Here is a 25,870-nt window from a genome sequence, read left to right as displayed (position 1 = left end):
CGGTTACTCGGCGTCGGGGTCGGCGGCCTGACGAGCGGGGGCTCGTGGCGCCGGGACCGTGTGTAACGACCCGGGGGCCGGGGTCATTCCCGGGGGCTGGCCCCTAGCTCGGGCGGTGCCCGAAGGGGGCTGGGGACTGCAACGGCTTGGCCGTGGAGACTGCAACGTCCCGGGGGCCGGGGTCATTCCGTGGCCCACCTGCCGGCACCTCATTGTGGCGGTGTCCGGTCGGTCGTGGGGACCGCAACGACCCGGCGTGGGCTGGCATTCCAACCCGCGCGACCTGCACCCCGTGAGGGGGGAGCGGGCCGGTGGTGCTGCGATCGTCAGGGTGTGCAACGACCCCGGGCCGGCCACGATTCCGGCCCACGGGTGCGACCGGTCACAGGACAAAACCCCCCGAGCCGGGCGGCTATGCCAAGCGAAGTCGGGTCGCAGCGGCGTGATCCACTCGACTTTACGGAAGTCGGGGCATCCCGGACTCCCGGATACCCCGACTTCACCAAACCCGAGTCGATCACGAGGTTTGCTCGCGCCGTGACACGGCCAGGCCCGGCTTATCAGACAAAACGCCCGGCGGGTGATCCGCCGGACCGACCGAGCCGGATCGGTTGATGCCCTGCTCACAGCCGGAAAATCGGTTGAGTTGGCAGTTTCGGGCCGGCAGGCTGAGGTCTCCGCCACCCCCGTCCCGGAGGACTTTCCATGCGCCTGCTCCGTGATCTGTGGGGTACCTCGACCCGTCGTATGACGATCGTGGTCGTCCTCATCGTGCTGGGTGCCGTGGGGCAGGCGGGCGCGTCGGCGCTGGCCGGCGCGGTGCTGGTGCATCGCTCGGCTGGCTTCTTCGCCGTGCTGGCGGCGGCGCTGGTCGTCGTGGTCCTCAGCGACCTCGCGGTGAGCCTGCTGATGGCCGGTCTGACCGCCGACTGGTCCGCCGACGTGCGCCGCCGCCTGTGCCGTGTCGCCTTCGGGCAGGACCTGCCCACCCTGGAGACCACACCGGTGGGCGAGTTGCTGGACCGGATCGACGGGGACGTCTACCAGGTGGCGTCGGCGATCCGTAACCAGGGCACCCGGCTCGCCCAGGGGCTCTGCGTCGGCCTGCTGTCGATGGTGGTGGCGCTGGCCGTGTGGTGGCCGGCCGGGATCGCGATGCTGCTGCTCACGGTGGTGCTCGGGATCGGGTTGCGTCGGCCCACGGCGCGGATCGGCCCGGCTCGGATGGCCGAGGAGGAGGCGTGGTCCGACCTGGCCGCCGTGATGGAGGAGGCGGTGCACGGCCAGGACGATGTGCGTACCAGTCTCGCCCGGCCGTACGTGTTGCGGTTGTACGCCCGGCGGGCCGCCGCGGTTCTCTCCCGGGGCAGCGTGGTCTGGGTGTTGTCCGCGCGGGTGGCGACGGTGGCCACCGCGACGATCCGTGCCGGCATCGGCGTGGTGGTGCTCGGCGGGGCCTGGGCGTTGGCGACGGGTCGGATCGACGCGGCCCGGCTCACGGCCATCTGGTTGCTCGCCCTGGCCTTCGGGGCGACCGCGGAACATGTCAGTCGGATGGTGCCGGAGATCCAGGAGGCTCTCGGCGCGTGGGCTCGGGTGCAGTTGCTCCAGAAGGCTCGGCAGGAACCCGTCGGCGGGGCCAGCCCGAGCGACGGTGACGTGCGCATTCGAGACCTGACCTTCGGATACGAGCAGAGTGGCCGGGGGGCCGCGCTGCGCGGGCTCAGCCTCACCTTCGCGCGCGGCCGCTCGTACGCGCTGATCGGACGGACCGGTTCGGGAAAGTCGACTCTGGCGAAGGTGCTCACCCGGGCGGTGGACGTGCCAGCGGGCACGGTCTTCCTCGGTGGCACCGACCTGTGTGACCTGGACGTCGAGCAGCTGCGTCGCTGGGTGGCGCTGGTGCCGCAGCGCACCGAGATCCTGGCCGGCACGCTCGCCGAGAACGTCGCCCTCTTCGACCCGGAGTTGCTCGACGTGGCGGCTCGGGCGCTCGACGAGTTGGGGCTGGCCGGTTGGATCGCGGAGCTGCCGGACGGGTTGGCGACCCGGCTGGGCGAGGGCGGGCACGTGCTCTCCGCCGGTCAGGAGCAGTTGGTGGCGTTCGCGCGGATCCTGGTGCGGGACCCGCACGTGGTGATTCTCGACGAGGCCACCGCGCGGCTGGACCCGGTCACCGAGGCGCGGGTGCAGCGGGCCACCGAACGACTGCTGCGCGACCGGATCGGCATCGTCATCGCGCACCGGCTCTCCTCCGTGCGCCGCTGCGACGAGGTGGTCGTGCTTGCCGACGGTGCGGTGGTCGAGGCCGGTCCGATGGAGACGTCGACCCGCTTCGCCGAGCTGCTGGCGACCAGCCACGCCGCCGCGTACGCCACGGTGGCGCCGGCCGGTCGCGTCGGCCTCGGCACCGACCTGCTGGTCGGGCCCGACCCGTCGGACGCCTGGCCGAGCGAGCCGACGCCCGCCCCGGTCGAGCCGGTCGCGCAAGCTCGGGCGGCCGGGCGGATCGAGCCGGCTGAGCCGGCCGGGCGGGCCGAGCCGGCTGAGCCGGCCGGGCGGGCCGAGCCGATCGTGACGACAGGGCAGGCCGCACCGGTCGGGCCGACCCGCGCCGACCCGCCGCCGCTGCCACCGGTGCCGCCGGCCCGGACGCTGCGGGAGATCTTCCGACTCTGTCTCAACGACCCCCGCTACGGGGCGACCGCCATCGCGCTGTTCCTCGGGCTCAGCCTGCTGGGGTTGGACGGGCCGGTGCTGCCGTGGCTCTGGGCGGACCTGGTCGACGGGACCGGCAACCCGTACCTGCCCGCGGTGGGGATCGTCGCCGGGCTGCTGGTCACCCTGCCGCTGCCGTTCTACACCCATGTCTGGTTCCCCCAGTGGTGGGTGCGGCAGATGCTGCGCATCGGCCTGCGCCTGGTGCACGGCCAGACCGGGCCGCGCCGGGTCAGCTCACACACCCCCGCCGAGGTGGTGGCGCAGGGCGGCGACACCGAACGGGTGGTCCAACTCGCCGACAACGTGCTGGACCAGACCGTCGCGCTGGTGCTCGTGGTCGCCATGACGGCGGTCACCGGCAGCGTCGTACCGGGGCTGTTCTTCCTCGGCACGATGGTCGTCTCGGGGCTGGCCGCGACGTTGTTCGGGCCGAAGCTGGAGCGCGCGGCGCGGGCGACGGTGGCGGCGCGGGCCGCGTTCGCCACGGCCCTGGTCTCCGCGCTCTCCGCGGCGCGGACGGTGAAGCTCGCCGGCGCGACCGCGGCGGTGCTGCGCCACCTGGCGGGCCTGGACGTGCTGCGCAGCGACCGGCAGCGGCGGGAGATCTCGGTGCAGGTGTGGGCGCGCTCGACGCCGTCGATGGCCAGCGGGCTGTTGCCGATCGGGGCCTGGGCGCTCTACCTGAACGGCTCACTCTCCGCCGGGGCGGTGCTGGTTGCCGTGTCCACCCTGGGCGCGGCCCGCTGGTTCGCCTGGACGACCGCGTCGTTGATCTCGCAGTTGCCGTCGGCGCGGGTCTGGACCCGGCGCACGGTGGCGATGACCGGGGTGAGCACCTATTCCGCGGGGGTGCCGGAGGTCGACCTGACCGCCGGGACGGCGCCCGCGCCGACCATGCCGCCCCGGCATCCGCTGCGCCGGCTGGAGCTGCGCGGCTTCGGGGTGGTGCACTCCGACGGTACGGTGGCTGTCCGGGACGTGGACCTGACCGTGCAGCGCGGGCAGTTGGTGCTGGTCGTCGGGCCGGTGGGGTCGGGCAAGTCCTCGTTGCTGCGGGCGCTGGCCGGGATCGTGCACCACACCGGCGAGCTGGCCTGGAACGGCGACCCGGTCACCGAGCCGGAGTTGTTCCTGCGGCCCAACCAGGTCGGCTACGTCGGTCAGCTGCCCCGGGTGCTCTCCGGCACGGTGGCCGACAACATCGCGCTCGGGCACCAGGTGGACGCGGCCGGGGCGGTCAGCACCGCCCAGCTCGACCATGACCTGGCCGCCGCCGGCGGCGGGCTGGGTCTGCTCATCGGGCACAAGGGCACCCGGCTCTCCGGCGGGCAGTTGCAGCGGTTGGCGCTGGCCCGGGCGCTCGCGCCGCGTACCGAACTGCTGGTCGCCGACGACGTGTCGTCGGCGCTGGACGTCACCACGGAGCTGGCGCTGTGGCAGGCGTTGCGCGGCCACGGGGTGACCGTGGTCGGCTCGACGGCGAAGCGCGCCGCGTTGGTCCGGGCCGACCACGTGGTGGTGCTGCTCGGTGGCACGGTGGCGGCCCAGGGCACCTGGCAGGACCTGGAGGGTGACTGGTCGCACCTGGCCGGCTGAGGGGCTCGGAGTCGCGCCGACGGTCGGGCGGCTGCTCAGGGGAGCAGCCGCCCGACCGCGTGGATCAGGCGGCGCGGGCGTACTGGGCGGGCCCGGAGTACGCGACGCCGAGCTTCGCGGCGGCGCGGCGCGGCCAGTACGGGTCACGCAGCAACTCCCGGCCGAGCAGCACCAGGTCGGCGTCGCCGCTGGCGACGATCTGCTCGGCGTGCTCGGGCTCGACGATCAGGCCCACCGCTCCGGTCGGGACGCCGGCCTCGCGGCGGATCTGGGCGGCCAGCGGCACCTGGTAGCCGGGGCCGAGCGGGATGCGCTGGTCCACGCTCACCCCGCCGGAGGACGCGTCGACCAGGTCGACGCCGACGGCGGCCAGCTCACCGGCGAGCACCACGCTGTCCTCGATCGTCCAGCCGCCCTCGACCCAGTCGGTGGCGGAGATCCGGGTCAGCACCGGCACGTCCTCGCCGACCGCGGCGCGCACCGCGCGGGCCACCTCCAGGGTGAGCCGCATCCGGGCGACCCGGTCGCCGCCGTACGCGTCGGTGCGGTGGTTGGTCAGCGGCGAGAGGAACTCGTTGAGCAGGTAGCCGTGGGCGGCGTGGATCTCCACGGCGGCGAAGCCGGCATCCAGCGCGCGCTCGGCACCGGCCGCGAACGCCTCGACCACACCGGCGATGCCGGCCTCGTCGAGGCTGGTCGGCGTCCGGTAGCCGGCGGTGAACGGCTCCGCGCCGGGGGCGACCGGCGTCCAACCGCCCTCGGCGTCCGGCACGCCACCGCGCTCCGGCGCCCACGGCCGGTAGGTGGAGGCCTTGAAGCCGGCGTGTGCGAGCTGCACGGCCGGCACCGCGCCGTGCGCGGCGACGAACGCGGTCACCGGCCGCCAGGCGTCGACGTGGGCACCGGACCACAGCCCGGTGTCCTGAGGGCTGATCCGACCCTCGGGGAGTACGGCGGTCGCCTCGGTCAGCACCAGACCGGCGCCGCCGACCGCGCGACTGCCCAGGTGGATCAGGTGCCAGTCGGTGGGCAGACCGTCCGGGCCGGCGGAGTACTGGCACATCGGCGCCATGGCGATCCGGTTGGGCACCGTGACCGCGCGCAGGGCCAGGGGAGTGAACAGGGAACTCATGGGGTCATCCTCTCCGACACGGCGACGGGCCCCCGGGGAGAGGGGCCCGTCGCCGGATGGGTGAACTGGTCAGGCGGGGAGAGGTGCCAACTCGGGCCGGGGCTCGGCGACCGGCTCCGGGTCGGTCAGGTCACGCCGGCCGGCGGACTCGTACGCCTCGCGGTCGAGGGTGCCCTCGCGGGCGGCGACCACGGTCGGCACCAGGGCCTGCCCCGCGACGTTGGTGGCGGTGCGGATCATGTCCAGGATCGGGTCGATGGCCAGCAGCAGGCCGGCGCCGGCCAGCGGCAGGCCCAGCGTGCTGAGGGTCAGGGTGAGCATCACGATCGCGCCGGTCAGGCCGGCGGTGGCCGCCGAGCCGACCACCGAGACGAAGGCGATCAGCAGGTAGTCGCCGACGCCGAGGTGCACACCGAACACCTGGGCCACGAAGATCGCGGCGAGCGCCGGGTAGATGGCGGCGCAACCGTCCATCTTCGTGGTGGCGCCGAAGGGCACCGCGAACGAGGCGTACTCGCGGGGCACGCCGAGGCGCTCGACGGAGCGCTGGGTCACCGGCATGGTGCCGACCGAGGAGCGGGACACGAAGGCCAGCTGGATCGCCGGCCAGGCGCCGGCGAAGAAGCGCAGCGGGTTGAGACGGCCGGCGAGGATCAGCACCAGCGGGTAGACCACGAACAGCACGATGGCGCAGCCGACGTAGACGGCGGTGGTGAACTTCGCGAGGGGGGCCAGCAGGTCCCAGCCGTACGACGCGACGGCGTTGCCGATCAGGCCGAGGGTGCCGATCGGGGCGAGCCGGATGACCCACCAGAGCGCCTTCTGGACGATCTCCAGCAGGGAGCGGTTCAGCGCCACGAACGGCTCGGCGGCGTCACCTACCAGCAGGGCGGCGGCACCGATGACGACGGCGAGGAAGACGATCTGGAGGACGTTGCCCTCGACGAACGCGCCGACCGGGTTGGTGGGCACGATGCCGGTGAGGAAGTCGGTCCACGAGCCGGTGTTCTTCGGCGGCGCGGCGCCACCCAGGTCGAGGGTCACGCCCTTGCCCGGGTTGGTGAGCAGGCCGAGGCCGATGCCGATGCTCACCGCGATCAGCGCGGTGATGCCGAACCACAGCAGGGTCTTGAGGGCGAGTCGGGCGGCGTTGGCGACGCCGCGCAGGCTGACCACGCTGACCACGATGGCGGTGAAGACCAGCGGCGGCACGGCCAGCTTGAGCAGCTGGACGAAGAGGCTGCCGACGGTGTGCAGGGTGCTGGTGAGCCAGCTCAGGTCGTTGGTGCGGGCCAGGAAGCCCAGCGCGACGCCGAGCACGAGGCCGAGCAGGATCTGCACGGAGAAGGGAATTTTGCGCAGGCTGAAGGGCATGAGGATGTATCCAATTGTCCGGTCCGATCGGGGTAGGCGTGGGAACGCGGCTAGCCCGGACAGATGCCACTGGCCTGCAGTCGGAGATCGACATACAGGCGGACAGTGAGGCCCCAGACGTTGGTCATCGTTGGCCGACGATACGCCGATTTCCGCTCATCGGAAGGACCCGACGGGGTGAGGCTCCTTACAGAGGGCCAGCGTGGTGGCGGTGCTCAGGCCCCACAGCACCGCCACGGTGAGGATCAGCCGTTCCAGCACGCCCACCACCGGGCCCCGGCCGATGACGAGCATCGCCAGCCCCACCGCGGCGCAGAGCGGCAGCGCCAACGCGGCGGCCACGCCGGCCAGCCGGCGGACCGTCGCGCCGGCCGACGCCGACACGGCGAGCGTGATCATGGCGAAGACCACCGCCGCGGTCGCCCCGATGCTCGCGCCGCCGTGCACCAGATCCGCCGCCGTCGCCCGCTCGAACGGCGGCAGCGGGCAGCCGTCGGAGCAGGTCACCGCGCCGGACACGGCGGTGAACACCGCCCCGGTGGCGAGCAACGCCGGGGCCGCCGCCCACACCCCAGGGGGCAGCGCCGCGCCGATCAGCAGCAACGCGCCGGCGAGGGCCAGAATCCCGATCCGGTACGTCGAGGCGTGCTCGCTGCCGGCGATGCCCGCCTCACTGACGTACCCGGTGAGCCCTGGACCGGGACCGGCGACCACGGCGAGGGTCACCGCCACCGCACCGGCGACGATGCAGCCTGCGCCCGCGGACCCGGCGGCGCGGCGGGCGACGTCGCCGCGGGCGGTCGACGCGGTCGTGACGGCCGGCCCGCCCGGCTCAGCCACGCCCGTGCGGGATGCCCCAGCCGGACTCGTCCGGCCCGAGCGGCACGATGCCGCTGGGGTTGATCTCCCGGTGCGTGCCGTAGTAGTGCCGCTTGATGTGGTCGAAGTCCACGGTCTCGCCGAAACCCGGCGTCTGGAACAGGTCCCGGGCGTACGCCCAGAGCACCGGCATCTCGGTCAGCTTGTCGCGGTTGCACTTGAAGTGCCCGTGGTACGCGGCGTCGAAGCGGACCAGCGTGGTGAACAGCCGCACGTCGGCCTCGGTGATCGCGTCGCCCATCAGGTAGCGCTGCCCGGCCAGCCGTTCGGAGAGCACGTCCAACCGGGCGAAGAGCGCCCGGAACGCCTCGTCGTACGCCGCCTGTGAGGTGGCGAACCCGCACCGGTAGACGCCGTTGTTCACGTCGGTGTGGATCTCGGCCATCAGCGCGTCCATCTCCGGGCGCAGCGCCTCCGGGTAGAGGTCCGGCGCCCCGGCCCGGTGCAGCGATCGCCACTCGGTCGAGAAGTCGAGGGTGAGCTGCGGGTAGTCGTTGGTGACCACCCGGCCGGTCCGGGTGTCGACAAGCGCCGGCACGGTCACCCGGCCGGTGTAGTCCGGGTCGGTGGCCAGGTACGCCTCGGACAGGAAGCTCACGCCGAGGACCGGGTCGAAGCCGTCCGGGTCGAGGGCGAAGGCCCAGCCGCGCTCGTCCCGGATCGGGTCGACGGTGCCCAGCGAGATCGCGTCGTCCAGCCCGAGCAGACCGCGCACGATCCGCGCCCGGTGCGCCCACGGGCAGGCCCGGCACCAGATGAGCCGGTAGCGGCCGGCCTCCAGGGGCCAGCGGTCCTGCTCGTCCGGGCCGCCGCCCGGCGGCGAGGTCGAATCGGCGGTGACCCGACCGGTGAACCGGTTCGGCTGGCGGACGAACGCGCCGCCGCCGCTGGTCTCTGCGCTGAACTGGGCCCGAGCCATGCCGTCAACCTATCCGCTGCCGGCGCGGATATCCTGGCGCCGGCAGCCCTCGCGACCCGGTGGGCGTGCCCCACCCCCGCCGTCTGCACCCCTAAGGACTCGCGATGACCGTGGCATACCTGGTGGCCGGTGTCCGCACCCCGATCGGCCGGTACGCGGGCGCACTGGCCGGCGTCCGCCCCGACGACCTGGCCGCCCACGTGATCCGTGAGCTGGTCGCCCGCCACCCGTCGGTGGACTGGGCGCGGGTGGACGACGTGGTGCTCGGCTGCGCCAACCAGGCCGGCGAGGACAACCGCAACGTGGCCCGGATGGCGGCGCTGCTGGCCGGCCTGCCCGAGGGGGTGCCGGGCAGCACGGTCAACCGGCTCTGCGGCTCGGGCCTGGACGCGCTCGCCACCGCCGCCCGATCCATCGTCGCCGGGGACGCGGAGCTGGTGATCGCCGGGGGAGTGGAGAGCATGAGCCGGGCACCGTTCGTCATGCCGAAGGCGACGTCGGCGTACTCCCGCTCGGCCGAGGTGTACGACACCACCCTCGGTTGGCGGTTGGTGAACCCGTTGATGCGCGACGGGTGGGGGGTGGACTCGATGCCGGAGACGGCGGAGAACGTGGCCGCCGAGTACGGCGTCAGCCGGGCCGAGCAGGACGCCTTCGCGTACCGCTCACAGCAGCGCGCGGCGAAGGCGCAGGCCGACGGCCGCTTCGCCGAGGAGATCGTGGCGGTGTCCGTGCCGGCCGGTCGCCGGGAGACCCGGCTGGTCGAGGTCGACGAGCACCCCCGGGAGACCACGCTCGCGAAGCTGGCCGCGCTGCCCACCCCGTTCCGCGACGGCGGCACGGTGACCGCCGGCAACTCCTCGGGCGTCAACGACGGCGCGGTCGCGTTGCTGGTGGCCAGCGAGGCGGCGGTCGCTCGGTACGGCCTGACGCCGCTGGCCCGGATCGGTGGCGCGGCGGCGGCCGGCGTGCCACCCCGGATCATGGGCATCGGCCCGGTGCCGGCCACCCGCAAGCTGCTCGACCGCGTCGGCGTCGAGTTGGGCGCGGTGGACGTGGTGGAGCTGAACGAGGCGTTCGCCGCGCAGTCCGTGGCGGTGTTGCGCGAGTTGGGGTTGCCGGTGGACGCCGACCACGTCAACCCGAACGGCGGCGCGATCGCGCTGGGGCATCCGCTCGGCGCCAGCGGCGCGCGGCTGGCGTTGACCGCCGCGCTGGAGCTGCGCCGCCGCGGGGGCCGGCGGGCTCTGGCCACCATGTGCATCGGCGTTGGTCAAGGCATCTCGCTGTTGCTGGAGTCAGCCGCCTAGAGTGGTCCACACCACACGACCCGCGGGTCGACCGGTGCTCGCGCGTGCCCGCGGCACGCACCGGCACCGGTGCCGTCCCGCGCCGCGGCGATGAACTGGGGAGCACGCTGATGCCGGACGGACTGCCGACCGAGATCGATCTGACCAGGCCGAGCGCGGCCCGGGTGTACGACTACTTTCTGGGTGGGGCGCACAACTTCGAGATCGACCGGCGGCTGGCCGAGCAGATCGCCAGCATGACCCCGAATCTCGCGGCCACCATGCGCTCGGGCCGGGAGTTCCTCCGCCGGGCCGTCCGGGTGCTGCTCGACGCGGGCATCGACCAGTTCCTCGACATCGGCTCCGGAATTCCCACCGTGGGCAACGTGCACGAGGTGGCGCAGGGGGTGAACCCCAAGGCCCGCGTGGTGTACGTCGACATCGACCCGGTGGCCGTCGCGCACAGCCGCGAACTGCTCGCCGGCAACGAGCTGACCGGGGTCATCCACGCCGACCTGCGGGAGCCGGAGCGGATCCTCGCCGAGACCCGACAGCTCGGGCTGATCGACTTCGGTCGACCGATGGGCATACTGCTGGCCGGGGTGGTGCACTTCATCCCGGACGCGGACCGTCCCGAGGAGATCCTGGCCGCCCTGCGGGACGTCGCCGCGCCGGGCAGCTTCCTGGTCATCTCGCACTCCACCTTCGAGGATCAGCCGCAGGAGATGCTGGACGCGCAACGCCTCTCCGCCCGGACCGACACCGAGATCACCCTGCGCTCCCGCGCACAGGTCACCGGCTTCTTCGGCGACTGGACGGTTCTGGAGCCGGGCGTGGTGCACATGCCGCTCTGGCGCCCCGACGCACCGTCCGACGTGGACGAGCACCCGGAACGGTTCGGCGCCTTCGGGGGCGTCGCCCGGTACGACCAGCCCGCCGGCTGATTCCGTGGCCGCCGTCCCGGACCCCGCAGGGGTCGCCGCCGGCCGGGCCGACGCCCAGGGGTACGCCGCCGAGTGGGCCCGCGCGGTTCGCCGTCTCGGTTTCGTGCCGCTCAGCTTGGCCGAGACCGAGCGGCTGCTGCTGGTGCACACCATCCGGCTGGCCCAGACGGTGCGGGCGGAGCCCTTCACCGCCCGTCCGGCCGAGGAGATCGGGCGGGCGCTGGTGGAGGCGCACCTCACCGAGCCGCAGGCCCTCGACTGGACGCTGCACGCGCTCGGTGCGGACTTCTCCCGCCAGGTCCTGGGCGACGGTGACCGACCGGCGGACCTCGCCGACCGGATCGCGGCGCTGCAGGGCGGGCTGGCCGCCGGGTTCGCCCGCGCGCTGCGCGACCGCACGTTCAGCCAGCAGGAGCGGATCGCCCGGTCGGCCTGGCAGGCGCGCGACGAGGTCGAGCAGGCGCTGCGCGAGAGCGAGGCCCGGTTCCGGGCGGTGTTCACCGGCGCGGCGATCGGGATCGGGATCGCCGGCGTGGACGGTCGGATCATCGACGTCAACCAGGCGTTCGCCGACATGCTCGGCTACTCGATCGAGGAATTGCGCGAGATCAACGTGGCGGGGCTGTTCCACGCCGACGACGCCGTCGGGATGTGGGAGCTGTACCAGGAGCTGATCGAGGGCAAGCATGACGCGGCCCGGGTGGAGAAGCGCTATTACCGCAAGGACGGCAGCGTGGTCTGGACGGATCTGGCCGTCTCCCTGATCCGGCACGAGGGCCGACCCCGTTTCACCGTCGCGATGATCGAAGACATCACCGAGCGGTACGAACTCCAGCAGCGGCTGCGGTTCCAGGCGCTGCACGACCCGCTGACCGGGCTGCCGAACCGGACGCTGTTCTTCGAGACGTTGGGGCGGGTGCTCGACACCGCGGGCGCCGGGCAGCGGGTCGGGGTGTGCTTCCTCGACCTGGACGGCTTCAAGGCGATCAACGACAGTCTCGGCCACGACCTCGGTGACCGGCTGCTGGTGATGATCGGCCGGAGGTTGGCCGAGTGCGTGGCCGACCACGGCCACCTGGTCGCCCGGATGGGTGGCGACGAATTCGTGATCCTCGTCGACGGTGGCGACGACACCGACGACGCGATCGCGGTCGCGGAGGCCGCGCTGGCCGCCGTCGCGGCTCCGGTGCACGTCGGTGACCACCAGTTGGCCGTCTCGGCAAGTGTCGGCATCGTGCAGTGCCCCATCTCGGAGACCAGCGCGTCTGAGCTGATGAAGGCGGCGGACACCACGCTCTACTGGGCCAAGGCGGCGGGTCGGGGCCGGTGGGCGCTCTACGACCCCGAGCGCGGCGCCCGCGACATCGCCCGCTCGGCGCTGGTCGCCGGGCTGCCCGCCGCGCTGGACCGGGGCGAGTTCGTGCTGCACTACCAGCCGATCGTGTCGCTGCTGGAGGGCAGCATGCTCGCGGTGGAGGCGCTGGTCCGGTGGGAGCACCCGGAGCTGGGCCTGATCGGGCCGGACCGGTTCATCGGCCTCGCCGAGGAGACCGGCCTGATCGTCCGGCTCGGCGAGTGGGTGCTGCGGCAGGCCTGCGCGGACGCCCAGCGATGGTGGCGGGAGTTCCCCGACGCCAGGCTCGTGGTCAGTGTCAACCTGGCGGCGCGGCAGGCCGACGAGCCGACCATCGTGGACACCGTGGCCGACGCCCTGCACACCAGCGGGCTGCCCGCGGAGCTGCTCCAACTGGAGCTGACCGAGAGCGCGGTGATGGGCAGCGCCGGTGAGCCGCTGCGTAGCCTGCACCGGCTCGCCGCGCTCGGCGTCCGGCTGGCCGTGGACGACTTCGGCACCGGGTACTCCAACCTGGCGTACCTGCGGCGGTTGCCGATCCACTGCCTGAAGCTCGCCGGCCCGTTCGTGGAGGGCATCCGCGCGGACGGCACCGACGTGGTGGCCGACCACCGCGACGAACGGATCGTCGACGCGTTGGTCCGGTTGGCGCACGCCCTGGAGTTGTGGGTGACGGCCGAGGCGGTGGAGACGGGCGTGCAGGCGGAACGGCTGCGGGCGCTGCGCTGCGACACCGGGCAGGGCCGATACTTCGGCGCGCCGGTCCCGGCCGACGCGATAACCGCCCGGCTCCGCGACGGGGTGCTGGCGTGAGCGGGCCACCGTTCCGGCCCGGGTGGTGGCGACGGAAGGCGACGGCGTGGACCTGACGGACTCGCAGACGGCGGTGACCGTGGTGGCCGGGCTGGCCATCCTGGCCGGGTTGGCCGGCGTGGTGGTGCCCGGCCTGCCGGCGCTGCCGCTGTGCTGGGGTGGGGTGCTGGTCTGGGCGGTCTTCGGCGGTGCCGGCCCGGGCGGTTGGGCGGTGTTCGCCGCCGCCACCCTGGTCACCGCCGGCGGCACCGTGATCAAGTACGCGTGGCCGGGCCGGAACCTGAAGCGCACCGGCGTGCCGACGTCCACGCTGCTCGCCGGTGGGGTGCTCGGCATCATCGGGTTCTTCGTGGTGCCGATCGTGGGGCTGGTGCTCGGCTTCGTCGCCGGGGTGTGGGCGGCGGAACGGCTGCGGCTGGGCAGCAACCAACTCGCCTGGCCGTCCACCCTGCAGGCCCTGAAGGCCGCCGGCCTGTCGATGCTCGTCGAGTTCCTGGCCGGCCTCCTGGTGGCCGCCCTCTGGGTAGCCGGCCTCCTCCTGACCTGACGCCCCCTCCTCTCCCTCCCGCCCTCCCCCTCCCGCCCTCCCCCTCCCCCCTCCCCCTCCCCCTCCGCCCCCGCGTTGATCAAGAGGTTCGCGTCAGAATTCGGGCCCCGTTTGACGCAAAGCTCTTGATCACGAGGGGAAGGGGGCGCGGGGCACTGTCGGGTACGGCGCAGCGCCGTACGTGAGAGAGAGGCGTGCCCCGCGCCACCGTGGTCGGGCGGTCCGAGCGCCCGGGGTGGGCCCTGATCGGGCCTGGTCACCGGTCCAGGATGCGGGCCGGGGCGGCCGGACGGCAACGCATTTAGGCCGACGGCGGTGAGATTCCCACCGACTACGTATTGACCGCCTTGATCGGCCGGGACGACACTTTGCCCACTCGCACGCGGAACCACCTCAGGGAGGTGTGCAGTGGCCACGACGCCCGTGCCGACCGCCGAGCAACCGATGGACGACGACGCCCGACGGCTCGCCGAACTCGGCTACAAACAGGAGCTGCGCCGCAAGTGGAGTGGCTTCTCCAACTTCGCCATCTCGTTCTCGATCATCTCGATCCTGGCCGGCTGCTTCACCACCTTCGGTCAGGCGTGGAACAACGGCGGGCCGGTCGCCATCTCCTGGGGCTGGCCGCTGATCTCACTGTTCATCCTGATCATCGGTTTCTGCATGGCGGAGCTGGTGTCGGCGTACCCGACGGCGGGCGGGATCTACTGGTGGGCGGCCACGATGGGCCGCCCGGTGCACGGCTGGTTCACCGGCTGGCTGAACCTGATCGGCCTGGTGGCGGTCACCGCCTCGGTCGACTACGGCTGCGCGACGTTCCTCAACCTCACCCTGTCGGCACTCTTCGACGGCTGGGCCGGGACGCTGCGGCAGGCGTTCGTCCTCTTCGTGATCATCCTGGTGCTGCACGGGCTGATCAACATCTACGGGCACCGGATCATCGACGTACTCCAGAACGTCTCGGTCTGGTGGCACGTGGCCGGCGCGGCCGTCGTGGTGGCCATCCTGGTTCTGGTGCCGGACAACCACCAGAGCTTCCAGTTCGTGTTCACCGAGCGGTTCAACAACTCCGGCTTCGGTGACGGCGACATCGGTGGGCTGACGTTCTGGTTCTACGTGCTGCCGCTGGGTTTCCTGCTGACCCAGTACACGATCACCGGCTTCGACGCCTGCGCCCACGTCTCCGAGGAGACCCGGGGCGCGTCGCAGGCGGCTGCCCGCGGACTCTGGCAGTCGATCTTCTATTCGGCGGTCGGCGGCTGGATCCTGCTGCTGGCGTTCCTCTTCGCGGCCACCGACGTCGAGGCGGTCAACGCCGCGGGTGGCTTCTCCGGGGCCATTTTCGAGTCCGCGCTCACCCCGGTCTTCTTCAAGGTCGTCATCATCATCTCGACCATCGGTCAGTTCTTCTGCGGCATGAGCTGCGTGACGTCGATGAGCCGGATGGCGTACGCGTTCAGCCGCGACCGGGCGGTGCCCGGATGGCGGCTCTGGTCGAAGGTCGACCGCAACGGCACCCCGGTCAACGCGATCATCGGCGCGACCTTCGCCGGCCTGGTGCTCACCCTGCCGGCGCTGTACGAAAGCTCCGCCGGCATCCCGATCGCCTTCTACGCGGTCGTCTCCGTCGCGGTGCTCGGGCTCTACCTGTCGTTCCTCATCCCGATCGCGCTGCGCCTGCGGATGGGCGACCGGTTCGTGCCCGGGCCGTGGACGCTCGGTCGCAGGTACAAGCTGCTGGGCTGGGTCGCGGTGATCGAGATCGCGATCATCGCCGTCTACTTCGTGCTGCCGATCGTGCCCGCCGGCGTGCCCGGCAACGAGGGGTTCACCTGGTCCGCGGTGAACTACGCGCCGCTGGCCGTCGGCGGGGTGCTGCTGGTGGTCGCCGTCTGGTGGTACGCCTCGGCCCGCAGGTGGTTCACCGGCCCGGTCCGTACCGTCGAGCAACCCGCGGCGGCCGACCCGGCGGCGGTCGACGGCCCGGCCTGACCGGCACCCGGCGGGACGGCGGCGCCGCCGTCCCGCCGGGTTTGCCGTACCTGCCGCCGGGGGCATTGACGGTGATCCGGTTTGCCAGTAGACCTTGGTGATGGAGGCCCGCGAATGAGGAAAGCTCCGCTCACGCTGGAACAACTGCGGGTGGCCGTCGCCGAGGGTGAGATCGACACGGTGGTGCTGGCCCTCGTCGACATGCAGGGCCGATTGCAGGGCAAGCGGTTCCACGCGCCCTACTTCCTCGACCAGGTGGTCGCCAACGGCAGCGAGGGTTGCAACTACCTGCTCGCCGTGGACGTCGACATGAACACCGTCGACGGGTACGCGATGTCGAGCTGGGATCGCGGCTACGGCGACTTCGCGATGGTGCCGGACTTCGCCACGTTGCGCCGGATGCCCTGGCAGCCCGGCTCGGCGATGCTGCTGGCCGACCTGACCTGGCTCGACGGCTCCGGTGACGTGGTCGCCTCGCCCCGGCAGATCCTGCGCCGACAGCTGGACCGGCTGGCCGAGCACGGGCTGACCGCGTACGCCGGCACCGAGTTGGAGTTCGTGCTGTTCCGTGACTCGTACGAGGACGCCTGGCAGCGCGGCTACCGGGACCTCACCCCGGCCAACCAGTACAACGTCGACTACTCGCTGCTCGGCACCGCCCGAGTGGAGCCGCTGCTGCGCCGCATCCGCGTCGAGATGGCCGCCGCCGGCCTCACCCCGGAGAGCGCCAAGGGCGAGTGCAACCTCGGGCAACACGAGATCGCCTTCCGGTACGACGAGGCGGTGGCCTGCGCCGACCACCACGTGATCTACAAGAACGGTGCCAAGGAGATCGCCGCCCAGGAGGGGATGGCGATCACCTTCATGGCCAAGCCGAACGAGCGGGAGGGCAACTCCTGCCACATCCACTTCTCGCTGCGGGACTCATCCGGCTCGTCGGCAATGCTCGGCGACGGCCCGGCGCACCTGTCGCCGACCGGGCAGCGGGTGCTCGCCGGGCTGTTGGCCACCATGCGGGAGTTCAGCCTGCTCTTCGCCCCGAACATCAACTCCTACAAGCGCTACCAGCCGGGTTCGTTCGCCCCGACCGCGCTGCGCTGGGGGGTGGACAACCGCACCTGCGCGTTGCGGGTGGTCGGGCACGGGCAGGGCATGCGGGTGGAGAACCGGGTGCCGGGCGCGGACGTCAACCCGTACCTGGCGATCGCCGGGCTGGTCGCCGGGGCGCTGCACGGCATCGACGGCGAGTTGGAGCTGGGTGCGGAGTGCACCGGCAACGCGTACGACGACCCGGAGGCCGAGCGCGTCCCCGGCACCCTGCGCGACGCCCTGGCCCTCTGGGAAGACTCGGCGGTGGCCCGCGAGGCGTTCGGCGGAGAGGTGGTGGCGCACTACGCCAACCAGGCAAGGGTGGAGATCGCCGCGTACGACGCGGCGGTGACGGACTGGGAGCTGACCCGTGGCTTCGAGCGCCTCTGAGGGCGCCCGACCGCGATGTCCGGGGTCGATCATGGAGTTGTGGTGGCCGGAGTGCGGTGGATTGCGGCTTACGCGAGGCACCACAACTCCATGATCGGCGGCGAGGGGGGTGGGGGACGTGACGGTGGTTGTTGATCCGGCTTCGGGGGTCGGGTTTCGGGAGGTTCGGGGGGCATCCCTGGACGAGGTCGATTCGGCTATTTCCCGGGCGGCCCGGGCGTTCGAGACCTGGCGGAAGGTGGGGGCGGGGGACCGGGCGCGGTTGTTGCGCCGGTTCGCCACCGTCGTCGACGCGCATGTGGACGAGTTGGCCCTGCTGGAGGTACGCAACTCCGGGCACACCATCGGCAACGCCCGGTGGGAGGCCGGCAACGTCCGCGACGTCCTGGACTACTACGCCGGCGCGCCCGAGCGGCTGACCGGACGGCAGATCCCGGTGCCCGGCGGGCTGGACGTCACCTTCCACGAGCCACTCGGCGTGGTCGGCGTGATCGTGCCCTGGAACTTCCCGATGCCGATCGCCGCCTGGGGCTTCGTCCCGGCCCTCGCCGCCGGCAACACCGTGGTGCTCAAGCCCGCCGAACTCACCCCGCTCACCGCCCTGCGCCTGGCCGACCTGGCCCGCGAGGCCGGTCTGCCCGAGGACGTGTTCACCGTGATCCCGGGCGAGGGCTCGGTGGTGGGGGAGCGGTTCGTCAGTCACCCGGCGGTCCGCAAGGTCTGCTTCACCGGCTCCACCGAGGTCGGCACCCGGATCATGGCCGGCTGCGCCGCCCAGGTGAAGCGACTCACCCTGGAGTTGGGCGGCAAGAGCGCGAACATCGTGTTCGCGGACGCCGACCTGGAACGCGCCGCCGCGACCGCGCCGGGCGCGGTCTTCGACAACGCCGGCCAGGACTGCTGCGCGCGGTCGCGGATCCTGGTCCAGCGTTCGGTGTACGACCGGTTCCTGGAACTGCTCGAACCGGCGGTCCGCGCGGTGCGGGTCGAGGACCCGTCCCGGGACACCGCCGAAATGGGTCCGCTGATCTCGGCGGCCCATCGGGACCGGGTCGCCGGTTACCTGACCGGGGCGACCGTCGCCTTCACCGGCTCCTGCCCCGACGGCTCCGGCTTCTGGCACGCGCCCACCGTGCTGCTGGCCGACTCGCCGGCCGACCGGCACTGGCGCGAAGAGGTCTTCGGCCCGGTCGTCTCGGTGCTGCCGTTCGACGACGAAGCCGACGCGGTCCGGCTCGCCAACGACACCGAGTACGGCCTGTCCGGCTCGATCTGGACCCGGGACGTGGGTCGGGCCCTGCGCCTGGCCCGCGCCGTCGAGGCGGGCAACCTCAGCGTCAACTCGCACTCCTCGGTGCGCTACTGGACCCCGTTCGGCGGGATGAAGCGGTCCGGGCTCGGCCGTGAGCTGGGCCCGGACGCGTTGCACTCCTTCACGGACGTCAAGAACGTGTTCATCGCGACAGAGGAGTGACGCCAGTGCAGGGTCGGTTGCAGGACCGGGTGGCCGTGGTCACCGGAGCGGGCAGCGGCATCGGGTTGGCCACCGTGCGGCGGTTCGCCGCCGAGGGGGCCCGGGTGGTCTGCGTGGACATCGACGCGGCGGCCGGTTCGAAGGCCGCCGAGGAGTGCGGCGGCGAGTTCGTGGCCACCGACGTGGCCGACGAGTCGGCGGTACGCGACCTGTTCGACGGGGTGGTCGACCGGCACGGCCGGGTGGACATCGCCTTCAACAACGCCGGCATCTCACCGCCGGACGACGACTCCATTCTGGACACCGGTCTGGACGCGTGGGAGCGGGTGTTGCGGGTCAACACCACGAGCGTCTACCTGTGCTGCAAGTACGCCATCCCGCACATGCGTCGGCAGGGCAAGGGGTCGATCATCAACACCGCCTCGTTCGTGGCGTTGATGGGAGCGGCCACGTCGCAGATCGCGTACACCGCGAGCAAGGGCGGGGTGCTGGCGATGACCCGGGAGTTGGGGGTGCAGTTCGCCCGCGAGGGCATCCGGGTCAACGCGCTCTGTCCGGGCCCGGTGGCCACGCCGTTGCTGCTGGAGCTGTTCGCCGCCGACCCGGAGCGGGCCGCCCGTCGGCTGGTGCACGTGCCGATGGGTCGGTTCGGGCAACCGGAGGAGATCGCCGCCGCGGTGGCGTTCCTGGCCAGCGACGACGCCTCGTTCATGACCGCCGCGCAGTTCGTGGTCGACGGAGGCATCACGGGCGCCTACGTCACTCCCCTGTGAGCGCGAGGAGTGAGCCGGGTTTGCGAGCCCCGCAGTGGCGAACGATTCCGGCGCCGAGGAGGCCGTTGATCGGGGTCAGCGCGTACGTCGAGCCCGCCGACTGGGCGGCCTGGCGGGGTGTGCGGGCGGTGCTGGTGCCGGAGGCGTACACCCGGGCGGTGACGGTAGCGGGTGGTCGGGCGGTGGTCCTACCGCCGGACGACGTGGACGCGGACGTGCTGGCGGTCCTCGACGGGCTGCTGCTGGCCGGTGGCGCGGACGTCGGCCCGGGGCGGTACGGCCAGCCGCCCGATCCGCGTACCGAGGATCGGCCGGACCGGGACGCCGGTGAGCTGACCCTGTTGGCCGCCGCGCTCGCCGCCGAACTGCCGGTGCTGGGCGTGTGCCGGGGGATGCAGTTGCTGGCGGTCGCGTACGGCGGCACCCTGCACCAGCACCTGCCCGACGTGGTGGGGCACGAGGCGCACCGCCCGGCGCCCGGCGTGTACGGCGCCCACCCGGTGCGATTCGCCCCGAAAAGCCTGGCCGCGAGGGTGTTGGCGGGAGTCGACCGGGTCAACTCGTACCACCATCAGGCGGTCGCCGATCCGGGGCGGCTCACGGTGACCGGCTGGGCGGGGGACGGGGTGATCGAGGCGGTGGAGGATCCGGCCCTGCCGTTCGTGCTCGGGGTGCAGTGGCATCCGGAGAATGAACGCGATCCCCGCCCGATCACCGCGCTGGTACGGGCCGCCGGCCAGCGGGTGTGACTGAGATCGCCGCCGTCGGTCGCCGGGGCCGGTGGGAGGATCGGCGCATGGGCAAGGTCTATCCGGAGATCGACGGTCGTCTGCGTGACTTCATCGCGGCTCAGCCGCTTTTCTTCGTGGCTACCGCGCCGTCCGGTGCCGAGGGGCACGTCAACGTGTCGCCGAAGGGCATGCGGGGCACCTTCGTGATCCTCGGCCCGCACCGGGTGGCCTATCTCGACTACCACGGCAGCGGCGCGGAGACGATCGCCCACCTGCGGGACAACGGTCGGATCACGCTGATGTTCTGTGCCTTCGACGGGCCGCCGAAGATCGTCCGGTTGCACGGCCGGGGCAGCAGCGTCGCGGTCACCGAGGATGCCTTCGCCGATCGGCTCGCCGAGTTTCCCGCGCCGCCGGACGTGCACGCCGTCCGCGCGGTCATCACGGTCGAGGTGGAGCGGGTCAGCGACTCCTGCGGCTACGCGGTGCCGTTGATGGATTTCCGGGCCGAACGTGATCTGTTACTCACCTCACACTCCCGCCGCAGCGCCGACGACCTGGTGGTTTACCGGGCCACCAAGAACGCCGCGAGCATCGATGGGCTGCCTGTCTTCTGACTCGTCGGCGCGCCCAGCCACCGCCGTTCGACGCCCCCAACCGTGCGCACTGTCCGGTGCCTGACGGCTCAGGTGTGCGTAACCAGCGTCCACGTGTCGTGATGCGTTACGTTGCTGGTCCGCTGGGGTACAAGTCGGAGCACGGCGGGTGAAGATCAACGGTCGAGGGGTACGGCCGGAGCGGGAGGCTGCATGAGCTCGGCCCAGGGGGGCGCGGACGTCGGGCATGCCGACCTGTCCGGCCGTGAGACCCCTCCGATGCTGGCGGCCGCGTTCGCGGCCGGCGGCGAGATGGGCGACCGGCTGGCCCGCTTCGACTGGTCCTCCGGCCCCCTGGGTGAGCCCGGTCAGTGGCCCCCGGCGCTGTCCAGCGCGGTCGGCATGATGCTCGCCTCCAGCGCGCCGATCGTCATGTTCTGGGGCGACGAGCAACGCGCCTTCTACAACGACGCCTACCGGCCGACCATCGGCGACAAGCACCCGGACGTGATCGGCCAGCCGGCCCGCACCCACTGGGCGGAGACCTGGGCGGTGCTCGGTCCGCTGCTCGACGGTGTCCGCAGCACCGGGCGCTCCTATCGCGGCGAGGATCACCCCTTCCTGTTGAACCGGCACGGCTTCGTCGAGCAGACCTACTTCAACGTCTCGTACGACCCGATCCGCGGTGACGACGGTTCGGTCAGTGGCGTCTACTGCATTGTCAGCGAGACCACCGGGCGGGTGCTCGGCGAGCGCCGGCTGCGCGCGCTCTCCGAACTGGGCGCCGAGCTGAGTGACATCTTCAGCGCCGTGGAACTGGGGCGGACCGCCGCCGGGGTGCTCAGCCGGCACCGGGCGGACGTGCCGTTCGCCCTGATCTATCTGGCCGACGACAGCGGCCAGCTCACCCTGGCCGGTTGCACCGGCACCACCCCGCCCTCCAGCGATGCGACCTCGCAGATGCTGGCCCGGTTGACCGCCGATGGCGCGCCGGGGGCCGTCGAGGTGGCCGGTCTGCTCGACGTGTTGCCGGACGACGCCGCCGACCACGCGCTGGTGCTGCCGCTCACGGCGACCAACCAGACGGTCGGCGCGCTGGTCGTCGGCGTGGCGCGTCAACTGCCGCTCGGCGACGACTACCGCGACTTCCTCGGCCTGGTCGCCGCCCAGATCTCCCGGGCGGTCGGCGCTCAGCGGGCGTACGAGCAGGAACGGGCTCGCGCCGCCGAGTTGGCCGTGCTGGACCGGGCGAAGACCAACTTCTTCGCCAACGTCAGCCACGAGTTCCGCACCCCGCTGACCCTGGTGCTCGGCCCGCTGGAGGACATGCTGGCCGACCCGGAGCGGCCCGCCGCCGAGACCGACCGGCTCACCATGATGCACCGCAACGCGCTGCGCCTGCTCAAGCTGGTCAACACCGTGCTGGACTTCTCCCGACTGGAATCCGGTCGGCTCGCCGCCCGCTACCAGCCCACCGACCTCGCCGGTTACACCGCCCGGCTGGCCAGTACCTTCCGCTCGGCCACCGACCGGGCCGGGTTGCGACTGGTGGTGGACTGTCCGCCGCTGTCGACGCCGGTCTTCGTCGACCGGGACATGTGGGAGAAGATCGTCCTCAACCTGGTGTCGAACGCGGTCAAGTTCACCTTCGACGGCGAGATCCGGGTGCGGGTCCGGGCCGTGGAAGGCGCGGCCCGACTGGAGGTGACGGACACCGGCATCGGCATCGTGCCGGACGAGTTGCCGCACGTCTTCGAACGGTTCCACCGGGTGGCCGGGGTGCGGGCGCGCACCCACGAGGGCACCGGCATCGGCCTCGCGCTGGTCCGGGAGCTGGTCGAGATGCACGGCGGTGAGGTCGGGTTGACCAGCCAGGTCGACGAGGGCAGCACCTTCACGGTGACCGTTCCGTTCGGCTCGGCGCACCTGCCGGCGGACCGGGTGGCGGCGTTCGACCCGCTGCCCCTGGGCGAGCCCGAGCAGGCCCGGCTCTTCGTGGCGGAGACCGCGCTGTGGGCCGGTGTCGCGCCGACACCCGAGCTCGACCGTCAGCCGGCGACGCGTACCCCGGCCGGCCGGATCCTGGTCGTCGACGACAACGTCGATCTGCAGGAGCACGTCATCCGGCTGCTCTCACCGACCTGGGACGTGGTCACCGCGAACGACGGGCTCGAAGCCCTGCCGCTGGCCCGCGAGGGCGGGTTCGATCTGGTGCTCACCGACGTGATGATGCCTCGGCTGGACGGGTTCGGGCTGGTGAGCGCATTGCGCGCGGATTCGCGTACCCGGCATGTGCCGATCGTCCTGCTCTCCGCCCGCGCCGGCTCCGCGGAGGCCGTCGCCGGTCTCTCCGTCGGCGCCGACGACTACCTCACCAAGCCGTTCTCCGGGCAGGAGCTGATCGCCCGGGTGCGGGCCAACGTGGAGCTGGGTCAGCTGCGCGGGCAGATCATCCGCCGGCTCCGGGCGCTCGCCGACGCGGCGGTGGCCGTGAACACCGCCCGATCCACCGCCGACGTGCTCCAGGTCGCCGCCCGGCACGCGTTGAGCCTCGCCGAGGCGGCGCGGGTGGTGGTCACCGCGGCCGAGACGCGCTCCGAGGCGGACGCCGGCGGCACCACCGCCACCGATCCGTCCTTCGTGGCCGAGCTGACCGGCACCACCGGTGAGCGGCTCGGTGAGCTGCGGGTCTGGCGGGCGGCCGGTGACGAGGCGCAGGCCGACGATGCCGCGTTGACCCAGCTGGCCCGGCTGGTCGGGGTGCGCCTGGAGAACGCCCAGCTCTACGAGGCCGAACACCGCATCGCCACCACCCTGCAGCACAGCCTGCTACCCCGGTCGCTGCCGCAGTTGCCCGGCGCGGTGGTGGCCAGCCGCTACCTGCCCGGCAGCGCCGACGTCGAGGTCGGCGGCGACTGGTACGACGCGATCGCCCTGAACGGTGACGAACTGGTGCTGGTCATCGGCGACGTGGTCGGTAAGGGTGTCCGGGCCGCCGCCGCGATGGGGCAACTGCGCAACGCGCTGCGGGCGTACGTGCTGGAGGGTTTCGATCCGGGTGAGTCGCTGACCCGGCTCAACCGGCTGGTCGGCTCCACCGAGGGCCGATCCTTCGCGACCGTGGTGTGCCTGCTGTTCAACCCCCGCACCGGTCGGCTACGGTTCGCGAGCGCCGGTCACCCGTCCCCACTGTTGATCACCGGAGGCGATGTGGCGTTCCTGCACAACCGGGCGCTCGGCCCGCCGGTCGGCGCGCTCCCCGGCGCGACGTACGAGTCGGTCGAGGGTGAGTTGCCGGCCGGTAGTCGGCTGCTGCTCTACACCGACGGGCTGATCGAGGACCGTCAGCTCGGCATCGACGCGGCGCTGGCCCAGCTGCGTGTCGACGCGGCCGGCCCGAGCGAGCACGTGGCGGACCTGATCGACGCGGTGGTGGAGCGGGTCTCCGGTCGACCGCGCCGCGACGACGTGGCGGTCCTCGCCCTGGAGGCGGCGGAGCTGAACCGCTTCGCGCTGCGGCTGCCGGCGGACCCGACCCGGCTCAGCGTGCTGCGCAAGCGGCTGGAGGACTTCCTGGTCGCGCATGCCGTGGGTGAGACCGACCTGTTCGACCTGACCGTCGCCGTCTCCGAGGCCGCCGCCAACGCCATCGAGCACCCGGTGCACCCCGCCGAGGCCATGATCAGCGTGGAGGTTGCCATCGAGGGTCGGACGGTGACGGCCACGGTGCGCGACAGCGGGCAGTGGCGGGAGTCGACCGGCTCCGGCTTCCGGGGTCGCGGCCTGGCCCTGATCAGGGCGCTGGGCGAGCTGTCGGTACGGCGTACCGATGAGGGCACCGAGGTGACGCTGCGCCGGCAGCTGCGGGACTGACCGCGCGTCCGACGGCGGCCGGGGCGTCTCAGGCCGGTTCGAGCCAGCTCTGCTCGCCGAGGCCGGAGATCTCCAGCACGCGACGCACCTGTCGGGACGGACGAACGGTGAGCGTGCCGGAAAACTGCTGGGCGAGCCGGACCAGGGCGTGGATGGCGGCCGAGTCGAAGAAGGTGACCGCACTCAGGTCGAGGGTGATCTTCCTGGCGGGTTCGCGCAACGCGGTCTGGAGCATCGTGTCCGCGGTCGCCATGTCGACCTCACCGGCCACCACCACGTGGAGGTGATCACCATCGATCTCCGCGCTGGCGGAGAAGACGGGCGGTGCTCCCCCTTGATCCACGCAGACACCATGGCACAGCCACCCTGGCAGGGCAACAACCCCCACCGGACGGCCGTGGCGCGGGTCACCAGCGGCCCCGGCGATAGGCTTGCGGCATGACCGTCCGTCCGCCGCTGACACCAGGCACGCTCTCCCCGATGCGACCGGTGCCACCCCAGATCGCCCGCCCGGAGTACGTGGGCAAGAAGCGCCCGCTCCAGTGGCGTGGCTCGCACGTGCAGACGCCGGAGACCATCGAGAAGATGCGGATCGCCAGCCGGCTCGCCGCCCAGGCGACCCAGCTGGCCGGCGAACACTGCAAGCCCGGCGTGACCACCGACGAGATCGACAAGGTGGTGCACGAGTTCCTCTGCGACCACGGCGCGTACCCGTCGACGCTCGGCTACAAGGGCTTCCCGAAGTCCTGCTGCACCAGCCTCAACGAGGTCATCTGCCACGGTATCCCGGACTCCACGGTCCTGGAGGACGGCGACATCATCAACGTCGACGTGACCGCGTACATCGGTGGGGTGCACGGCGACACCGACGCCACCTTCTGCGTCGGTGCGGTCAGCGAGGAGGCCCGGCTGCTGGTCGAGCGGACCCACGAGGCGATGATGCGCGGCATCCGCGCCGTCGCCCCGGGTCGGCAGATCAACGTGGTGGGCCGCGTCATCGAGTCGTACGCCAAGCGGTTCGGCTACGGCGTGGTCCGCGACTTCACCGGCCACGGCATCGGCGAGGCATTCCACAGCGGCCTGTACGTGCCGCACTACGACAGCCCGCGCCCCACCGACATCATGGAGCCGGGCATGACGTTCACGATCGAGCCGATGATCACCCTCGGCACCTACCAGTACGACATGTGGGACGACGGGTGGACCGTGGTCACCAAGGACCGGAAGTGGACGGCACAGTTCGAGCACACCATCGTGGTGACCGACGACGGCCACGAAATCCTGACCCTCCCGTGAGCGCGAGGAACGCAGCGAAGCGAAGTCCCGCAGTCGCGAACGAAGGGCTGGCGCCGTGAGCGCGAGGAACGCGGCGAAGCGTAGTCCC

18 protein-coding genes are annotated in these 25,870 nt (G+C 72.2%); 13 read left to right on the top strand and 5 right to left on the bottom strand.

Going from position 1 to position 25,870, the window contains the following annotated elements; all coding sequences use genetic code 11:
- The first annotated feature begins 705 nt into the window (after positions 1–705).
- Positions 706–4,317 carry an ABC transporter ATP-binding protein gene (locus AB0J33_RS25435; protein ID WP_363616613.1) on the top strand — a complete coding sequence of 1,204 codons (3,612 nt, stop codon included), beginning with the start codon at positions 706–708 and terminating at the stop codon, positions 4,315–4,317.
- A gap of 64 nt (positions 4,318–4,381) precedes the next feature.
- Here AB0J33_RS25435 and AB0J33_RS25430 read toward each other — a convergent pair whose 3' ends face one another.
- The 4 genes from AB0J33_RS25430 to AB0J33_RS25415 form a co-directional block, all read right to left on the bottom strand.
- Complete coding sequence (locus tag AB0J33_RS25430; protein WP_363616611.1) at positions 4,382–5,449, bottom strand: NADH:flavin oxidoreductase/NADH oxidase; 1,068 nt, start codon at positions 5,447–5,449, stop codon at positions 4,382–4,384.
- Between the two features lie 69 nt (positions 5,450–5,518).
- Positions 5,519–6,811, bottom strand: a complete 1,293-nt coding sequence (locus tag AB0J33_RS25425; RefSeq protein WP_363616623.1) for a dicarboxylate/amino acid:cation symporter — start codon at positions 6,809–6,811, stop codon at positions 5,519–5,521.
- Between the two features lie 168 nt (positions 6,812–6,979).
- Positions 6,980–7,663 carry a DUF998 domain-containing protein gene (locus tag AB0J33_RS25420; protein WP_363616609.1) on the bottom strand — a complete coding sequence of 228 codons (684 nt, stop codon included), beginning with the start codon at positions 7,661–7,663 and terminating at the stop codon, positions 6,980–6,982.
- On the bottom strand, positions 7,656–8,621 hold the full coding sequence (locus tag AB0J33_RS25415) for a glutathione S-transferase C-terminal domain-containing protein (protein ID WP_363616607.1): 966 nt from the start codon (positions 8,619–8,621) through the stop codon (positions 7,656–7,658). Before AB0J33_RS25415 ends, AB0J33_RS25420 begins: the two co-directional genes overlap by 8 nt.
- 104 nt (positions 8,622–8,725) lie before the next feature.
- Here AB0J33_RS25415 and pcaF point away from each other — a divergent pair, with 104 nt between their 5' ends.
- From pcaF to AB0J33_RS25360, 11 genes are all read left to right on the top strand, one after another.
- Positions 8,726–9,931, top strand: coding sequence for a 3-oxoadipyl-CoA thiolase (gene pcaF, locus AB0J33_RS25410; RefSeq protein ID WP_363616605.1), 1,206 nt, complete (start codon positions 8,726–8,728; stop codon positions 9,929–9,931).
- Between the two features lie 110 nt (positions 9,932–10,041).
- Positions 10,042–10,854: an SAM-dependent methyltransferase gene (locus AB0J33_RS25405; RefSeq protein WP_363616603.1), complete on the top strand. Its 813-nt coding sequence runs from the start codon at positions 10,042–10,044 to the stop codon at positions 10,852–10,854.
- Positions 10,855–10,858: 4 nt separating this feature from the next.
- Entirely contained in the window at positions 10,859–13,021 is a 2,163-nt protein-coding gene (locus AB0J33_RS25400; protein WP_363616601.1) for an EAL domain-containing protein, read from the top strand.
- Between the two features lie 46 nt (positions 13,022–13,067).
- Positions 13,068–13,568, top strand: coding sequence for a DUF456 domain-containing protein (locus AB0J33_RS25395; RefSeq protein ID WP_363616599.1), 501 nt, complete (start codon positions 13,068–13,070; stop codon positions 13,566–13,568).
- A 408-nt stretch (positions 13,569–13,976) separates the two neighbouring features.
- Positions 13,977–15,560 carry an amino acid permease gene (locus AB0J33_RS25390; RefSeq protein WP_363616597.1) on the top strand — a complete coding sequence of 528 codons (1,584 nt, stop codon included), beginning with the start codon at positions 13,977–13,979 and terminating at the stop codon, positions 15,558–15,560.
- Between the two features lie 114 nt (positions 15,561–15,674).
- The gene (locus tag AB0J33_RS25385; RefSeq protein ID WP_363616595.1) at positions 15,675–17,039 is read left to right on the top strand and encodes a glutamine synthetase family protein; all 1,365 of its coding nucleotides are present in this window, start codon (positions 15,675–15,677) and stop codon (positions 17,037–17,039) included.
- A gap of 118 nt (positions 17,040–17,157) precedes the next feature.
- Positions 17,158–18,513, top strand: a complete 1,356-nt coding sequence (locus tag AB0J33_RS25380; protein ID WP_363616593.1) for an aldehyde dehydrogenase family protein — start codon at positions 17,158–17,160, stop codon at positions 18,511–18,513.
- 5 nt (positions 18,514–18,518) lie between these two features.
- Positions 18,519–19,286, top strand: coding sequence for a 3-oxoacyl-ACP reductase (locus AB0J33_RS25375; protein WP_363616591.1), 768 nt, complete (start codon positions 18,519–18,521; stop codon positions 19,284–19,286).
- A 65-nt stretch (positions 19,287–19,351) separates the two neighbouring features.
- Positions 19,352–20,035 (top strand): gamma-glutamyl-gamma-aminobutyrate hydrolase family protein, encoded by a 684-nt coding sequence (locus AB0J33_RS25370; RefSeq protein ID WP_363616589.1) that lies wholly within the window; start codon positions 19,352–19,354, stop codon positions 20,033–20,035.
- Between the two features lie 47 nt (positions 20,036–20,082).
- The gene (locus tag AB0J33_RS25365; RefSeq protein ID WP_363616587.1) at positions 20,083–20,634 is read left to right on the top strand and encodes a pyridoxamine 5'-phosphate oxidase family protein; all 552 of its coding nucleotides are present in this window, start codon (positions 20,083–20,085) and stop codon (positions 20,632–20,634) included.
- A gap of 192 nt (positions 20,635–20,826) precedes the next feature.
- Positions 20,827–24,486 carry a SpoIIE family protein phosphatase gene (locus AB0J33_RS25360; RefSeq protein ID WP_363616585.1) on the top strand — a complete coding sequence of 1,220 codons (3,660 nt, stop codon included), beginning with the start codon at positions 20,827–20,829 and terminating at the stop codon, positions 24,484–24,486.
- 28 nt (positions 24,487–24,514) lie between these two features.
- Here AB0J33_RS25360 and AB0J33_RS25355 read toward each other — a convergent pair whose 3' ends face one another.
- Positions 24,515–24,829: an STAS domain-containing protein gene (locus AB0J33_RS25355; protein ID WP_363616583.1), complete on the bottom strand. Its 315-nt coding sequence runs from the start codon at positions 24,827–24,829 to the stop codon at positions 24,515–24,517.
- Between the two features lie 95 nt (positions 24,830–24,924).
- Here AB0J33_RS25355 and map point away from each other — a divergent pair, with 95 nt between their 5' ends.
- Positions 24,925–25,782, top strand: a complete 858-nt coding sequence (gene map / locus AB0J33_RS25350; protein WP_363616581.1) for a type I methionyl aminopeptidase — start codon at positions 24,925–24,927, stop codon at positions 25,780–25,782.
- Positions 25,783–25,870 lie beyond the last annotated feature (88 nt).

It is taken from the genome of Micromonospora sp. NPDC049645 (genome assembly GCF_040675155.1).
Taxonomy (GTDB): Bacteria; Actinomycetota; Actinomycetes; order Mycobacteriales; family Micromonosporaceae; genus Micromonospora.
Note: the sequence above shows the minus strand (reverse complement) of the source record. Positions and strands in the feature narration are given on the sequence as shown.

Coding starts and splice junctions, on each gene's coding strand:
- AB0J33_RS25435 (WP_363616613.1), top strand. CDS start 706: ATGCGCCTGCTCCGTGATCTGTGGGGTACCTCGACCCGTCGTATGACG.
- AB0J33_RS25430 (WP_363616611.1), bottom strand. CDS start 5,449: ATGAGTTCCCTGTTCACTCCCCTGGCCCTGCGCGCGGTCACGGTGCCC.
- AB0J33_RS25415 (WP_363616607.1), bottom strand. CDS start 8,621: ATGGCTCGGGCCCAGTTCAGCGCAGAGACCAGCGGCGGCGGCGCGTTC.
- pcaF (WP_363616605.1), top strand. CDS start 8,726: ATGACCGTGGCATACCTGGTGGCCGGTGTCCGCACCCCGATCGGCCGG.
- AB0J33_RS25405 (WP_363616603.1), top strand. CDS start 10,042: ATGCCGGACGGACTGCCGACCGAGATCGATCTGACCAGGCCGAGCGCG.
- AB0J33_RS25385 (WP_363616595.1), top strand. CDS start 15,675: ATGAGGAAAGCTCCGCTCACGCTGGAACAACTGCGGGTGGCCGTCGCC.
- AB0J33_RS25365 (WP_363616587.1), top strand. CDS start 20,083: ATGGGCAAGGTCTATCCGGAGATCGACGGTCGTCTGCGTGACTTCATC.
- AB0J33_RS25360 (WP_363616585.1), top strand. CDS start 20,827: ATGAGCTCGGCCCAGGGGGGCGCGGACGTCGGGCATGCCGACCTGTCC.
- map (WP_363616581.1), top strand. CDS start 24,925: ATGACCGTCCGTCCGCCGCTGACACCAGGCACGCTCTCCCCGATGCGA.